Source organism: Bifidobacterium sp. UTBIF-68, assembly GCF_006408855.1.
GTDB lineage: Bacteria > Actinomycetota > Actinomycetes > Actinomycetales > Bifidobacteriaceae > Bifidobacterium > Bifidobacterium reuteri.
This window is the reverse complement of the sequence record NZ_JFAN01000049.1, coordinates 1-15,334: the sequence shown is the minus strand read 5'-3', so window position 1 is coordinate 15,334 and position 15,334 is coordinate 1. Positions and strand designations below refer to the sequence as shown.

At 59.5% G+C, this 15,334-nt stretch carries 10 protein-coding genes and 1 tRNA gene; 3 read left to right on the top strand and 8 right to left on the bottom strand.

All coding sequences use genetic code 11. The features are described 5' to 3' along the window. Positions 1–175: 175 nt before the first annotated feature. The 7 genes from BW14_RS11400 to guaA form a co-directional block, all read right to left on the bottom strand. A complete protein-coding gene (locus BW14_RS11400) occupies positions 176–886 on the bottom strand; it encodes a histidine phosphatase family protein (RefSeq protein ID WP_044088498.1) in 711 nt (236 codons plus the stop codon). Positions 887–1,008: 122 nt separating this feature from the next. Continuing rightward, positions 1,009–1,443 (bottom strand): ribosome silencing factor, encoded by a 435-nt coding sequence (gene rsfS / locus BW14_RS11395; protein ID WP_044088500.1) that lies wholly within the window; start codon positions 1,441–1,443, stop codon positions 1,009–1,011. 3 nt (positions 1,444–1,446) lie between these two features. Beyond that, a complete protein-coding gene (gene glmU / locus BW14_RS11390; protein WP_044088501.1) occupies positions 1,447–2,829 on the bottom strand; it encodes a bifunctional UDP-N-acetylglucosamine diphosphorylase/glucosamine-1-phosphate N-acetyltransferase GlmU in 1,383 nt (460 codons plus the stop codon). 110 nt (positions 2,830–2,939) lie between these two features. After that, positions 2,940–3,010: transfer RNA gene (locus BW14_RS11385), tRNA-Gln, on the bottom strand. A gap of 216 nt (positions 3,011–3,226) precedes the next feature. Then, positions 3,227–4,249: a ribose-phosphate diphosphokinase gene (locus BW14_RS11380; protein WP_044088502.1), complete on the bottom strand. Its 1,023-nt coding sequence runs from the start codon at positions 4,247–4,249 to the stop codon at positions 3,227–3,229. Positions 4,250–4,407: 158 nt separating this feature from the next. Continuing rightward, the gene (locus tag BW14_RS11375; RefSeq protein WP_140490716.1) at positions 4,408–5,889 is read right to left on the bottom strand and encodes a DUF1846 domain-containing protein; all 1,482 of its coding nucleotides are present in this window, start codon (positions 5,887–5,889) and stop codon (positions 4,408–4,410) included. 312 nt (positions 5,890–6,201) lie between these two features. After that, a complete protein-coding gene (guaA, locus tag BW14_RS11370; RefSeq protein ID WP_140490714.1) occupies positions 6,202–7,764 on the bottom strand; it encodes a glutamine-hydrolyzing GMP synthase in 1,563 nt (520 codons plus the stop codon). Between the two features lie 445 nt (positions 7,765–8,209). Here guaA and BW14_RS11365 point away from each other — a divergent pair, with 445 nt between their 5' ends. The 3 genes from BW14_RS11365 (at position 8,210) to BW14_RS11355 (ending at position 13,985) form a co-directional block, all read left to right on the top strand. After that, the gene (locus BW14_RS11365) at positions 8,210–10,687 is read left to right on the top strand and encodes a phosphoketolase (protein WP_044088505.1); all 2,478 of its coding nucleotides are present in this window, start codon (positions 8,210–8,212) and stop codon (positions 10,685–10,687) included. A 314-nt stretch (positions 10,688–11,001) separates the two neighbouring features. After that, the gene (gene pta / locus BW14_RS11360) at positions 11,002–12,672 is read left to right on the top strand and encodes a phosphate acetyltransferase (RefSeq protein ID WP_044088506.1); all 1,671 of its coding nucleotides are present in this window, start codon (positions 11,002–11,004) and stop codon (positions 12,670–12,672) included. An 83-nt stretch (positions 12,673–12,755) separates the two neighbouring features. Beyond that, entirely contained in the window at positions 12,756–13,985 is a 1,230-nt protein-coding gene (locus BW14_RS11355) for an acetate/propionate family kinase (RefSeq protein WP_140490713.1), read from the top strand. A gap of 86 nt (positions 13,986–14,071) precedes the next feature. On the opposite strand, the gene BW14_RS11350 is transcribed toward BW14_RS11355, so the two are convergent. Beyond that, positions 14,072–15,334 (bottom strand): TIM-barrel domain-containing protein (locus BW14_RS11350; protein ID WP_308810449.1); only part of this gene is annotated, 1,263 nt, incomplete at its 5' end.

Genomic DNA, 15,334 nt, shown 5'->3' with positions numbered 1-15,334 from the left:
GGGGGATTCGAACCCCCGACCCTCTCCATGCCATGGAGATGCGCTACCAGCTGCGCTATAGCCCCGTGTCCAATGTGTTTTCCGTTTTGGACCTCGTATACATTACGACGAGTTTGCGTTTAAGGCAACATTCGGTGTGTCGCGCCATTACATGCCTGTAATTTGCGGCTCCGTCTCACCGTTCACGCTCCCATGCATCCGTGTCGGCGATGGCGGGACCATGATTGTAATCCATGAGACGCCAGCGCACGGTCTCCCCGTTCTCGTCGGTCACGTCCATCGGCACCAGACGCACCCAGTGGGCATTGCGCATGGACACCACTGAAGCGAACGTGCCATCCACACGGCTCAGTCCGAGCAACGTCTGAAGCGTCTGCGCGATCCACGCCCCATGGGAGAAGACGAACAGATCGGTATCGAGGCCAGCACGCGTGGACCAGTCGTTCAGCGCTTCGACGCCACGCTCCCCCACATGCTCCTTGGGCTCGGCGCCATATTTCAGCTCCCCGCCGCGATGTTCCATCCATGAACGGAAATCCTTGGGATAACGTTCTGCCAATTCAGATACGGCATGTCCATCCCAGTCGCCGAAGCTGCGTTCGCGCACACGCGGATCATCATGCACTTCCGCTCCGTCCAGCGCATCAGCAAAAGCCTGTGCAGTGTCATGTGCACGGGAGAGATCGGAGCATACGATGATGCAACGATCGGTTTCCGGCCGACGATCCACATACAGGTCCTTCAGCGCCGCAGCAGTCTGACGAGCCTGCCACTGCCCTACGGCATCCAGCGGAATATCCACCTGCCCCTGAAGCCTGTGTTCCGCGTTATAGGACGTGCGTCCATGTCGGACCAGAAAAATAGAGCGAACATGCTGAAGTGCCATGGAACAGTCCTTACCTGTACACGTGCCAATATCACAAGTCATATGCAGCGTATGCATGTGGCGGCATGACCATCGTCAACTGCCGCCACAACATCATTGTAGGTCTCTGGGCGACAGTCTCGTCATTCGTCGCCCAGAGAAGCATAAGCATCTATCCGCGAATCATCCTCATGATGTGCAGCGGTTTCGGGATGCTCGAGCTGGAGGTCGATGGACTCGCAATCCTTCCACAGCCGTTCCAGACCATAGAATTCGCGAGCCTCATCGTGCATGACGTGGATGACGAAGTCACCGTAGTCGAGCAGCACCCATTGGCCTTCGGTCAGTCCCTCGCGTGAGCGAGGCTGGCGACCGTCGCATTTGAGATACAGATCCTTCTCGATCTCCTCGGCCACGGCCAATACCTGACGCTCGTTGGAGGCGCCGGCAATCATCATGATATCGGTGATGCCCAATAGATCTGCCACGTCAAAGGCCACGATATCGGTGGCCTTGAGTCGGTCAGCGGCTTCTGCGGCGACACGTACAGCGTTGATGGAATCCTGCAATGCCGGCATTGATCAGCGCTCCCAGGCGGGCTTCCAGCCCTCGACGTTATGCTGCGTGTTCTCGGAATACACCATCGTGTCGTCGGGCACTGGATGGCGCACCACGGAGCCGGCTCCGGTGGTCACATTGTCACCCACCTGCACCGGAGCGACGAACAGGTTGCCGGCGCCCACATGGCAGCCGGAACCAATGGTGGTGCGGTTCTTATGCACGCCGTCGTAGTTGGCGGTGATGGTGCCGCCGCCGATGTTGGTGTGGTCGCCGAGCTGGGCATCGCCCACATAGCTCAGATGCGGCACCTTGGTGCCGTTGCCGATGTGCGCCTTCTTCATCTCCACGAAGGCGCCGGCCTTGGCGTCCTCGCCGAATTCGTTGCCCTGACGCAGATACGTCCACGGTCCGATATTGGTTCGCGCGCCGATGTGGGATTCCTGCACGCGCGAGCGCTCCACCACCGCGCCGTCATCGACCGTGGCGTCAATCAATGTGGTGTACGGGCCGACGACAACGTCCTCGCCGATCACCGTGTGTCCCTGCAGGAAGGAACCAGGCAGAATGGTGGCATCGCGCCCGATCTTGACGTCATCCTCGATCCACGTGGTTTCCGGGTCGAGAATGGTCACGCCCTCATGCATCCACCGTTCGCAGACGCGACGGTTGTAGGTCTTGGCAAGGGCGGCAAGCTGTACGCGATCGTTCACCCCCTCCACGGTGAGCGGATCGGGAGCCGCGAATGCGCCGACCTTGCCGGCGGCCTTGGCGGTTTCCAATGCATCGGTCAGGTAGAACTCGCCTTGGGCATTGTTCGATTTGAGCCCGGCGATGGCCTCGCTGAGCACCGAAGCCTCGAATACATAGACCGAGGTGTTCACTTCCTGCACCGCGAGTTCGCTGCGGTTGGCGTCTTTCTGCTCGACGATGCGCAGCACGTTGCCTTCGCGGTCACGGATGATGCGGCCATAACCAGTGGGGTCGTCAAGAATCGTGGTGAGCACGGTGGCACCATCACCGGAAGCAATGTGGAACTCCACCAGCTTGCGCAGCGTGTCGCTGTCCAGCAACGGCATGTCCGACGCGGCGATCAGCACAGGACCATCGAGCTCCCCCTCTGCGGCAAGTTGAGCCATGGCGCATTGCACTGCACGACCGGTGCCGGGGATGTCGTCCTGATGGACAATGGTCACGTTCCCATCGTATGAACGTGCCGCCTCGGCCACGCGCTCGGCTTGGAAGTGGACGACCACGGCGAGTGTGTCCGGATTCAGCGCGGACACCGAGTCCATCACACGGTTGAGGAAGGTCTTGCCGGCGAAGGTATGCAATACCTTCGGCTTGTTGGAACGCATGCGGGTGCCCTCGCCCGCGGCGAGGATGATGGCTGCGGATAATGCCATAAGTGACGTATTCCCTTCGAGTCGGAATAACTGATGCTATTGCAAACAATCTAAAACAATAGACGGAAAAACAATGAACGGCCACCCGAATGTCGAGCGGCCGTCAATCGCTCCCCCACCTGGACTCGAACCAAGACAAAGGGTTCCAAAGACCCGTGTGCTGCCATTACACCATGGGGGAATCGTGGGTTTATGACCCACAAGTGTTCATTTATACCATATGTTCGGCATTTGTCGAAAGGGCACGTCATGTCGCGCCCTCAAACACGTGTCATAGCGGACCATCCGCCGCGACACGCCTGATGCCGACGCGTCGCGGAAACGAGAGCCGACTGCGCTGCGTGAACCGCAACCAACAGCCTCGCCTCCGCTACCGACGACCGCTTCTGTTTCACCCTCAGGCGAAGAGGAAACCCTGACCGTGATGTTCCGGATAGGTGTCGAACAGTTCGGCGACCGAACCATCCTCGAACACCGCTCGGATTGCGCTGGCAAGCAGCGGAGCGATGGACAGTACCGTCAATCCATCCCAGCGCTTCTCCTCGGGAATCGGAACCGTGTCGGTCAACACCACTTCACGTGCGCCACAATCCTTCAGTCGTTCGACCGCCGGACCGGAAAGCACGCCATGCGTGGCCACCACAGTCACCGACTTCGCTCCAGCCTCCTGCAGCACGTGACACGCCCCCACGATGGTGCCGGCCGTGTCGATCAGATCGTCGACCAGAACACAGTCCTTGCCCTTCACGTCACCGACGACTCGGTTGGCGACCGCGCGGTTCGGGCGGGTGATGTCGCGCGTCTTGTGCACGAACGCCAGAGGACCGCCGCCAAGTCGTTGAGCCCACTGCTCGGCCACGCGGATACGACCCGCATCCGGGGACACGACGGTCACATTGTCGAGCTGTCCACGGAATCGGTCGCGGATGTAATCGACCAGCACCGGCATGGCGATGAGATGATCGACCGGACCATCGAAGAAGCCCTGGGACTGCGCGGCGTGAAGGTCAACCGACATGATACGGTCGGCGCCTGCGGTCTTGAGCAGGTCGAAGACCAGACGGCAGGAGATGGGCTCACGACCGCGATGCTTCTTGTCCTGACGGGAGTATCCCAGCAACGGGCACACGGCGGTAATGGATCGTGCCGAAGCTCGTTTCAGCGCATCGATCATGATGAGCTGCTCCATAATCGCCTTGTTGATCGGCTGATAGTGGCTTTGCAGCACGAAGACGTCAGCGCCTCGCACCGATTCGGTGTACCGCACATACATCTCGCCGTTCGCGAAATCGTATGCCGTGGTCTCCAGCAAATCGATGCCAAGCTGTTGTGCAACATCTTCGGCCAGTTTCGGATGGATTCTTCCCGTAACGAGAATCAGGTTCTTATCAGGCTTCCCCTCAAGGATTGCGCTCACCATTACTCCCAACGTGTGGTCTCGCTGATGCACATTCCAGCATAGCTGCTCTTGAAGACCGCGATACACGCCGGCGTCGCCTGTTGTTCACCGAGCCGACAACTATCGCCGAAACAGTCCTGGCAGACAGCACGGACGCATATGACCATCGAGACGTTTCCTTACTTGTGATACAGGCTTACCCGTTCGTATTTGGGCTCACAGCATATGTTGATGCCGAGTTTGCGGTAGAGCGCCTCATCCGCCGCGGAGATGATGACCGAGAAGAAGGCGTCACAGCCCCGAAGCTGTTCAAGACCGGCGATGACCTGTGCGCCCACCGTGCTGGTAGCGCTGGTGATGGACAGCGCAATCAGCGTCTCGTCGGAATGCAGACGCCGGTTCGTGCTATGCAGGTGTTCGGTCTTCAATCGGCAGATCGGCTCGATCGCCGCATCATCGATGACGAGGACATCGTCATCCACCCCGGTAATCGCCTTGAGCGCATTCATCAGCAAAGCACTTGCCGCGCCGAGCAATTCGCCGGTTTTGCCGGTCACCACACGGCCATCCGGCAGCACCATCGCTCCGGCAGGCGCCCCGGTGTCGGACTCCTTGGCGAGCGCCACCTTGCGGGCAGGTGACAGATCAGGGGTCACACCAGCCTTGTTCATAATCGACCGCAAGCGTTCCACCTGTTCTTCCCCGGCACCGGTACGCTTGAACCGCACTGCCGCATCGAAGAAACGTCGCACGATTTCCATGCGGGCCGCATCTCGGCACACATCATCGTCCACGATGGCGTATCCGACCATGTTGACGCCCATGTCGGTGGGACTCTGGTATGGGCTCTCCCCCATGATCCGCTCCATCATGGCCTTGAGCACGGGGAACGCCTCGACGTCGCGGTTGTAGTTGACGGTGGTCTCGCCGTGGGCCTCAAGGTGGAACGGATCGATGATGTTGGCGTCGTCCAGATCGACGGTGGCGGCCTCGTAGGCGATGTTGACCGAATGATTCAGCGGCAGGTTCCATACGGGGAACGTCTCGTATTTGGCGTATCCGGCGTCGATGCCGCGCTGATGCTCGTGGTACAGCTGGGACAGGCATGTGGCGAGTTTGCCGGAACCGGGACCGGGGGCCGTCACCACGACCAGCGGACGGCTGGTCTCCACGTAATCGTTCTTGCCGTAGCCTTCGGCCGACACGATATGCTCGATATCGTGCGGGTACCCGGCAATCGGATAATGCAGATAGCAGATGACTCCCAGCTGTGCGAGACGGTGACGGTAGGCGTCAGCTGCGGGCTGGCCAGCGTACTGGGTCAGCACCACGGAGCCGACCAGCATGCCATGCGAACGGAACACGTCGATAAGACGGAGCACATCTTCGTCATACGTGATGCCCAAGTCACCGCGCATCTTGGCCTTCTCGATATGATTGGCATTGACGGCGATGACAATCTCGACCTCGTCCGTAAGGCTTTGGAGCATCCGGAATTTCACATCCGGCTCGAAACCGGGCAGCACGCGCGACGCATGGTAATCGTCGAACAGCTTGCCGCCGAATTCCAGATACAGCTTGCCGCCGAACTGTGCGATGCGTTTCTTGATATTGTCGGCCTGAAGAGCGATGTACTTCTCGTTGTCGAATCCCTGGTGCATGGAGGTCGGCTTCTCTTTCCTTCACAGCGTCATGAACGGCAAAATTATACCGGAAAAGTCCTGAAGCCACACACCCCGACCATGTTCGTGATTGCAGGACGGGCTGTCAGCGAAGCAGACTGGGGGGAGAGAGAATCGTTGTCACGGAAAGCCACGAGAGTATGAATAAGGCTCCGGCCTGCGACATCAATCGCATCGGCCGGAGCCTATAGATTCGCGCATATCCATCCCCGATACTTCACGAAGAAGCCGCTATACCCAGACGGATACCGCGACCGAGGAGCAACGCAGCTAACGCTCCATCGCTGAATGTCACTCCCATTCGATGGTTGCCGGGGGCTTGGAAGTGCAATCCAGCACCACGCGGTTGATCTGGCGGCATTCATTGGTGATGCGCGTGGAGATGGTGGCGAGCACGTCGTAGGGGACGCGAGCCCAGTCGGCGGTCATGGCATCCTCGGAGCTCACCGGGCGGAGAACAATCGGAGAACCATAGGTACGTTCGTCGCCCTGCACGCCGACGGAGTGGACGTCGGCGAGCAGCACAACCGGGCACTGCCAGATGTCACGGTCGAGACCTGCCTTGGTGAGCTCCTCGCGGGCGATGGCGTCGGCTTCGCGCAGGAGGTCCAGACGCTCCTTGGTGATCTCGCCGATGATGCGGATGCCGAGGCCCGGGCCTGGGAACGGCTGGCGCCAGACGATCTCGTCCGGCAGGCCGAGCTCGGTGCCGATGGCGCGCACCTCGTCCTTAAAGAGGGTACGCAATGGCTCGATGAGCTGGAACTTGATGTCCTTGGGCAGACCGCCGACGTTGTGGTGGCTCTTGATGTTCGCCGCGCCGTCACCGCCGCCGGATTCGACGACGTCCGGGTAGAGGGTGCCCTGCACGAGGAACTTGACTTCCTTGCCTCGGGCGCCAGCCTCCTCAAGCACCTGCTGCTGGGCCTTCTCAAAGGTACGGATGAACTTCTCGCCGATGATCTTGCGCTTGCGTTCCGGCTCGGAGACGCCCTTCAGAGCGGTGAGGAAGTCGTCGGCTGCGTCCACGGTAATCAGGCGGATGCCGGTGGCCTCGACGAAGTCATGCTTGACCTGCTCGACCTCGCCCTTCCTGAGCAGGCCGTGGTCGACGAACACGCAGGTGAGCTGGTCGCCGATGGCCTTGTGCACGAGAGCGGCGGCCACAGCGGAGTCCACGCCGCCAGACAGGCCGCAAATCACCTCGGCGTCGCCGACCTTTTCGCGAATCTTCTTCACCTGATCGTCGATGATGCTCGAAGCGTTCCAATCGTCGGGTAGCGCGGCGCAGCGGTGCAGGAAGTTCTCGATGAGCTGCTGGCCGAGCGGCGAATGCTTGACCTCGGGATGCCACTGCACACCGTACAGCTTGCGGGATTCGTCCGCCATGGCAGCCACGGGGGCGCCCTCGGTGTGGGCGATCACCTCGAAGCCTGCCGGGGCCTGCTCGACGGCCACACCGTGGCTCATCCAAGTGGTCTGTTCGGCCGGGGAACCGGCGAGGATGCCCTCGGCCTCATCCACGACGGCCTCGGTCTTGCCGTACTCGCCCAGAGCGGCCTTGTCCACCTTGCCGCCAAGCTCGTAGGCCATGACCTGGAAGCCATAGCAGATGCCGAGCACGGGAACGCCGGACTCGAACACCTTAGTATCTATGGTCGGCGCACCGGGCTCGAACACGGAGGCCGGACCGCCGGAAAGAATGATTGCCTTGGGATCCTTGGCCAGGATCTCATCGACCGGCATGGAATGAGGGACCAGCTCGGAATAGACTCCGGCCTCACGCACACGGCGGGCGATGAGCTGGGCATACTGGGCGCCGAAGTCGACGACGAGCACAGGACCGTTTGCCATTGATATTCCCCTAACGTTCATTGGGATTTTACGTGGGTTGCAACACACCGATTATCACCGGTCAAGCAGACAAGCCCGACACGCATAAAACTATGTGCGAAATACGAACAAACTACATAGATGCAAGAAACAACACGCCGATATTAACTTTGTTAAATCGAACGTGCGGATAATGCCGCAAAAGCAGATTTGGCGCGGTTTTACGCCATTTTCGGCACTGGAACCGTTAAAAGACATAGTGACAATCAATCGTGAAAAGCACACAAATAGTGCTATTTTCATAACAATTTCGAACACACCCGCAAGAAATCGTTCAAAAGTCGTGTTGTCCTCGTACCATAACGAGTGATTGGAAGCGGAAACCCTTGTGCCGCAAGGAACTGGGGCCCGCGACCGAACAGAAATAATCAATCGCACGGATACGTGCAGGAGTACAGGAGTACACATGACGAGTCCTGTTATTGGCACCCCTTGGAAGAAGCTCAACGCTCCGGTTTCCGAGGAAGCCCTCGAAGGCGTTGACAAGTACTGGCGCGCTGCCAACTACCTGTCCATCGGCCAGATTTATCTGCGTTCCAACCCGCTGATGAAGGAGCCTTTCACTCGCGAAGACGTGAAGCACCGTCTGGTGGGCCACTGGGGCACCACTCCGGGCCTGAACTTCCTCATCGGCCACATCAACCGCTTCATCGCTGACCACGGCCAGAACACCGTGATCATCATGGGCCCGGGCCACGGCGGCCCTGCCGGCACCTCCCAGTCCTACCTGGACGGCACCTACACCGAGACCTTCCCGAAGATCACCAAGGATGAGGCTGGTCTGCAGAAGTTCTTCCGTCAGTTCTCCTACCCGGGCGGCATCCCGTCCCACTTCGCTCCGGAGACCCCGGGCTCCATCCACGAAGGTGGCGAGCTGGGCTACGCTCTGTCCCACGCTTACGGCGCCATCATGGACAACCCGAGCCTGTTCGTCCCGGCCATCGTCGGCGACGGCGAAGCTGAGACCGGTCCTCTGGCCACCGGTTGGCAGTCCAACAAGCTCGTGAACCCGCGCACCGATGGTATCGTGCTGCCGATCCTGCACCTCAACGGCTACAAGATCGCCAACCCGACCATCCTGTCCCGCATCTCCGACGAAGAGCTGCACGAGTTCTTCCACGGCATGGGCTACGAGCCGTACGAGTTCGTCGCCGGCTTCGACGATGAGGACCACATGTCCATCCACCGCCGCTTCGCCGAGCTGTGGGAGACCATCTGGGATGAGATTTGCGACATCAAGGCCACCGCTCAGACCGACAACGTGCATCGTCCGTTCTACCCGATGCTGATCTTCCGCACCCCGAAGGGCTGGACCTGCCCGAAGTACATTGACGGCAAGAAGACCGAAGGCTCCTGGCGTTCCCACCAGGTGCCGCTGGCTTCCGCCCGCGACACCGAGGCCCACTTCGAGGTCCTCAAGAACTGGCTCGAGTCCTACAAGCCGGAAGAGCTCTTCGACGCCAACGGCGCCGTCAAGGACGACGTCCTGGCCTTCATGCCGAAGGGTGAGCTGCGTATCGGTGCCAACCCGAACGCCAACGGTGGTGTTATCCGCGACGACCTGAAGCTGCCGAACATCGAGGACTACGCCGTCAAGGAAGTCGAGAAGTACGGCCACGGCTGGGGTCAGCTCGAAGCCACCCGTCGTCTCGGTGTCTACACCCGCGACATCATCAAGAACAACCCGCACGACTTCCGCATCTTCGGACCGGATGAGACCGCTTCCAACCGTCTGCAGGCTTCCTACGAGGTCACCAACAAGCAGTGGGATGCCGGCTACATCTCCGACGAGGTCGACGAGCACATGCACGTCTCCGGCCAGGTCGTCGAGCAGCTCTCCGAGCACCAGATGGAAGGCTTCCTCGAGGGCTACCTGCTGACCGGTCGTCACGGCATCTGGAGCTCCTACGAGTCCTTCGTGCACGTGATCGACTCCATGCTGAACCAGCACGCCAAGTGGCTTGAGGCTACCGTCCGCGAGATTCCGTGGCGCAAGCCGATCGCCTCCATGAACCTGCTGGTCTCCTCCCACGTGTGGCGTCAGGACCACAACGGCTTCTCCCATCAGGATCCGGGTGTCACCTCCCTGCTGCTGAACAAGTGCTTCCACAACGACCACGTCATCGGCATCTACTTCGCCACCGATGCGAACATGCTGCTGGCCATCGCCGAGAAGTGCTACAAGTCCACCAACAAGATCAACGCCATCATCGCCGGCAAGCAGCCGGCCGCCACTTGGCTGTCCCTCGACGAGGCTCGTGCCGAGCTCGAGAAGGGTGCCGCCGCTTGGGATTGGGCTTCCACCGCGAAGTCCAACGACGAGGCTGAGATCGTGCTTGCCGCCGCTGGCGATGTCCCGACCCAGGAGATCATGGCCGCTTCCGACAAGCTGAAGGAACTCGGCATCAAGTTCAAGGTCGTCAACGTGGTTGACCTGCTCGCTCTGCAGTCCGCCAAGGAGAACGACGAGGCCCTGTCCGACGAAGAGTTCGCTGACATCTTCACCGCCGACAAGCCGGTGCTGTTCGCGTACCACTCCTACGCTCACGACGTGCGCGGCCTGATTTACGATCGCCCGAACCACGACAACTTCAACGTCCACGGCTACGAGGAGGAAGGCTCCACCACCACCCCGTACGACATGGTTCGTGTGAACGAGATCGATCGTTACGAGCTGACCGCTGAGGCTCTGCGCATGATCGACGCCGACAAGTACGCCGCCAAGATCGACGAGCTCGAGAAGTTCCGTGACGAGGCCTTCCAGTTCGCTGTCGACAACGGCTACGATCACCCGGACTACACCGACTGGGTGTACTCCGGCCTGAACACCTCCGAGAAGGGTGCCGTCACCGCTACCGCCGCAACCGCTGGCGACAACGAGTGAGACACTGTTTCGGCAGTGCTAGCCTAACGGCATAACAGAAAAGCCCGGGACTTTGGTTCCGGGCTTTTCTGTTACCTTGTACCGCATGAACGCCATACATCGACGCCATACATCGACCAATCGCCTCCAAGACCGCTCCCCTGTACTCCACACTCCCCGTGTGCCACACTCCCCGTGTGCCCATCTCGCATGCGCGCGCCGGAACAAGCAAGCCTACGGCACCGCCACAAAAACGAAATCACGCCGAACAGCGGCAATCACCAGTACAATAATGTGTGGTTCCAATCATGTGAGTATCAAAGGAGACGAACATCGTGACCGCAACCCGTGTTTACATCGCCAGCCCGGAAGGTGCCAATGGACGCAACGTAGTGGCCTATGGCGTGCTCAATGCATTGACTTCAAAATACAAGACGATGGTATTCCGCCCGGCGGTATCCAACCATGACGATTTCACGCCCGTGCTGCTTTCCGCCTCGAACGCGGGACTCGGCGTGGCGCTCTCCACTGGTCTGGATATTCACAAGGTTCGTGCAGACAAGGAGACCGCCCGTGGCGACATCGTCGGCGCGTTCAATGACGCACTGGACGTCTCCCGCGCGGATGCCGCGCTGATCGTAGGCACCGACAAGTCCCATGTCAACGATCCGACCACCTATGAGTTCAACGCCAATGTCGCCGCGGACCTGCAGGCCGGCGTATTCCTGACAATCGCCACCATCGATCGTTGGCCACACGAGCTCGATGAAACGGTCAAGCTGTCCATCGAGGGCATGGAAGCCGCCGGCAACAAGGTGCTCGGCATCTTCGTCACCGGATGCGAGCCGCGTCACGCCGTATCCGTCAAGGAGGCACTCGCCAAGTACGGGCTGCCGGTCTGGACCCTGCCGCAGGTATCCTTCACCGACGAGTCCAACAAGAACCTCGCTTTGGAGACTTTCCGCAAGTATGTGCCTACCGAAGAGGTCCTGGCCGCGCTGGATGTGGATGCCGAAGCCCCCATCACACCGTATGCCTTCCAATTCGGTCTGCTGGGCAAAGCCAAGACCAACAAGAAGACCATCGTGCTGCCCGAAGGCGAAGAAGACCGCATCATCAAGGCGGCGAACTACCTGCTTGAACGCGAGATCGTCAACCTCATCATCGTCGGCGACAAGGATGCAATCCTGGCACGCGGCAAGGAGCTGGGCCTCGATTACCTCGACCGCGCCCGCTTCCAGGCTATGGACGATGAGAACATCCTCAATCCCATGGTGGCCAAACTCTGCGAGCTGCGTGCCAAGAAGGGCATGACCGAGGAACAGGCGCGTCAGCAGCTGGCCGATGCCAGCTACTTCGGCACCATGCTTGTCGTGATGGGTTACGCGGACGGTCTGGTTTCCGGATCGATCAACTCCACCGCCAATACCGTGCGTCCCGCCTTGCAGGTCATCAAGACCAAACCAGGCCAGAAACTGGTCTCCGGCGCATTCCTCATGTGCTTCAAGAACCATGTGGCCGTATTCGCCGACTGCGCCATCAACCTCAATCCGGATGCCGAGCAGCTCTCCGAAATCGCTTTGCAGTCCGCCGAGACCGCCCGCGCGTTCGGCATCGACCCGAAGGTCGGCATGCTGTCCTATTCGACGCTCGGCTCCGGCAAAGGCCCGGATGTCGATGTGGTGGAGGAAGCGACGAGGCTGCTCAAGGAGAAGGCCCCCGATCTGCCGGTGGTCGGGTCCATCCAGTTCGATGCCGCATGGTCCCCCACTGTGGCCGCAACCAAGGCCAAGGGCAATGACGTCGCCGGACACGTCAACGTGTTCGTGTTCCCGGATCTGTGCGCAGGCAACATCGGCTACAAGGCGGTGCAACGCTCCTCCGGCGCGCTGGCCATCGGCCCGGTGCTTCAGGGATTGAACAAGCCGGTCAACGATCTGTCCCGCGGCGCCCTGGTTCAGGACATCATCAACACCATCGCCCTGACCGCCATCGAAGCGCAGTAGTTTGTAGCAAGCAACGAGTATTCTAAACAACGGTAACCCGTGTGCTCACGGGAACAAACGAATCACAATGGAGGATGCCCACAATGGCGAAAACCGTCCTTGTCATCAATTCCGGTTCCAGCTCGATCAAGTACCAGCTGGTTGATCTCGAGTCCGGCGAAGGTATCGCTTCCGGTCTCGTCGAGAAGATCGGCGAACCGATTGACGGCCACTACAAGCACGAGTACAACGGCGAGAAGCATGAACTCGAAGAGCCGATTCACGACCACGAGCAGGGTCTGAAGCGCGTGCTCGGCTTCTTCAAGGAGTATGGCCCGGATCTGTCCGAAGCCGGCATCGTGGCAGTCGGCCACCGTGTGGTGCAGGGCGGCTCCATCTTCCCGAAGCCGGCACTGGTCACCGACAAGACCATCAATCAGGTCAAGGATCTGGCCGTGCTCGCCCCGCTGCACAACGGCCCGGAAGCCAAGGGTGCCGAAGTCATGCGCTCCCTCCTGCCGGATGTGCCGCAGATCTTCGTGTTCGACTCCTCCTTCTTCTTCCAGCTGCCGAAGGCCGCCAGCACCTACGCGCTGAACAAGGACATCGCCGAGCAGTACCACATCCGCCGTTACGGCGCTCACGGCACTTCCCACGAGTACATCTCCTCCGTGGTGCCGGAAGTCATCGGCAAGCCGGCTGAGGGCCTCAAGCAGATTGTGCTGCACATCGGCAACGGCGCCTCCGCCTCCGCCGAAATCTCCGGCAAGCCGGTCGAGACCTCCATGGGCCTGACCCCGCTTGAGGGTCTGGTTATGGGTGGCCGTACCGGTGACATCGATCCGGCCGTGGTCTTCCACCTGATCCGCAACGCTCACATGAACGTGGATGAGCTGGATGCCCTGTTCAACAAGCGTTCCGGCATGATGGGCATGACCGGTTTCGGCGACCTGCGCGAAGTGCACCGTCTGGTGTCCGAGGGCAACGAGGACGCCAAGCTGGCACTCGATGTCTACGTGCACCGCATCGTGAGCTACATCGGCAACTACACCTACCAGATGGGTGGCTGCGATGTGATCACCTTCACCGCTGGTGTTGGCGAGAACGATGACATCGTGCGCAAGATGGTGTGCGACAAGCTCGCTCCGTTCGGTGTCAAGCTGGATGAGGAGAAGAACGCCACCCGCTCCAAGCAGCCGCGCGTCATCTCCACCCCGGACTCCTCCGTGATCATCGCTGTGATCCCGACCAACGAGGAGCTGGCCATCGCCCGCAAGTCCGCCGCCATCGCGGAAGCCGGCGAGGACACCTACGGCAACACGTTCGCCAAGTGATTGTGAACTTCTGATTCACTAAAGGCCCTGATGATTCCTTTCGGATTCATCAGGGCCTTTCAACTATTCAGGCGTCAGATTCATTGTTACAGGGTAGCAGCCCCCTTGCCCGCCTCAACAACACGACCAGAGCCTCCCAATCGAGCCTTAAATGGTCGTCCATCGGAACTCTTGATTTCGATGCCGTTTTCAGTACGCCGAGCAGTGAACACGACAGAGGAGGAATCGGTTTCGCTGACAGTTGCCTCTGCAGTTTCGGCATTATTAAGGAATACGGAAACTAAAGCATTCTCCCCATATACATAATCCGGTCGCGTAGCACCAGGGTGGGTCACGACGATGCTGCCATCGCGCACCCATAATGGGATTGAGTCAAAACCATGAATCTCCCTGCGCCAGACGCCTCCTTGTACCGTTTCGCCGGTGAACCAGTTCGTCCAAACACCATGTGGCAGATAATAGGCTGCCTCACCAGAATAATTGAAGATAGGTGCCACCAGTAGAGAAGGCCCGAACATGTACTGTCTGTCCAATGAACGGCATGCCGGGTCATCCGGAAATTCCATGAACAGAGAACGCATCACTGGTGTGCCATTGAGATGAGGCTGAAGCCCGATGTGATACAAGTAAGGCATCAATTCAAGTTTCAGCTTGGTGAATTTACGGAGCACATCCACTGCGGTCTGCCCCGGAATCAATTCAACATTGTTCTTTTCATCTTCTTCGTCGAAGAGCCACGGAACACGGTACACCTTGGAACCATGCAGACGCGAATGGGATCCCAACAGGCCGAATGGTATCCAGCGCTTATACACGGCTGAATCCGGTTTCTCACCTTCAAATCCACCAATATCATGACTCCAGAAGCCAAACCCGGACGAGACCAGGGACAATCCTCCTCGCAGCGTCTGTGCCATGCCACGGAATGTAGATTCGCAATCACCGCCCCAATGCACAGGCTGCTGTTGTCCTCCCACGGTCGCCGAGCGTGCGTATAGGATGGCTTCACCGGTACCACGGGTTTCGGTAATCGCTTCAAAAACGGCCTGATTGTACAGCTGTGTATACCAGTTATGCATGCTCGCTGGCTGTGAGCCATCGAACCATTGCGCCTGAACCGGAATACGCTCGCCGAAATCCGTCTTGATGGCATCGACGCCCATTTTCAGCAGCTGCTTGATGTGATCCTTGAACCATTCCCGGGCTGCAGGATTCGTAAAATCAACGATGCCCATTCCCGCCTGCCAAAGGTCCGTCTGCCAGATATCACCGTTTGGTTTTCTCAGTAGATAGCCGTTGTCCGCGCCTTCGTCGAACAAAGCGCTTCGTTGGGCGATATATGGATTAAT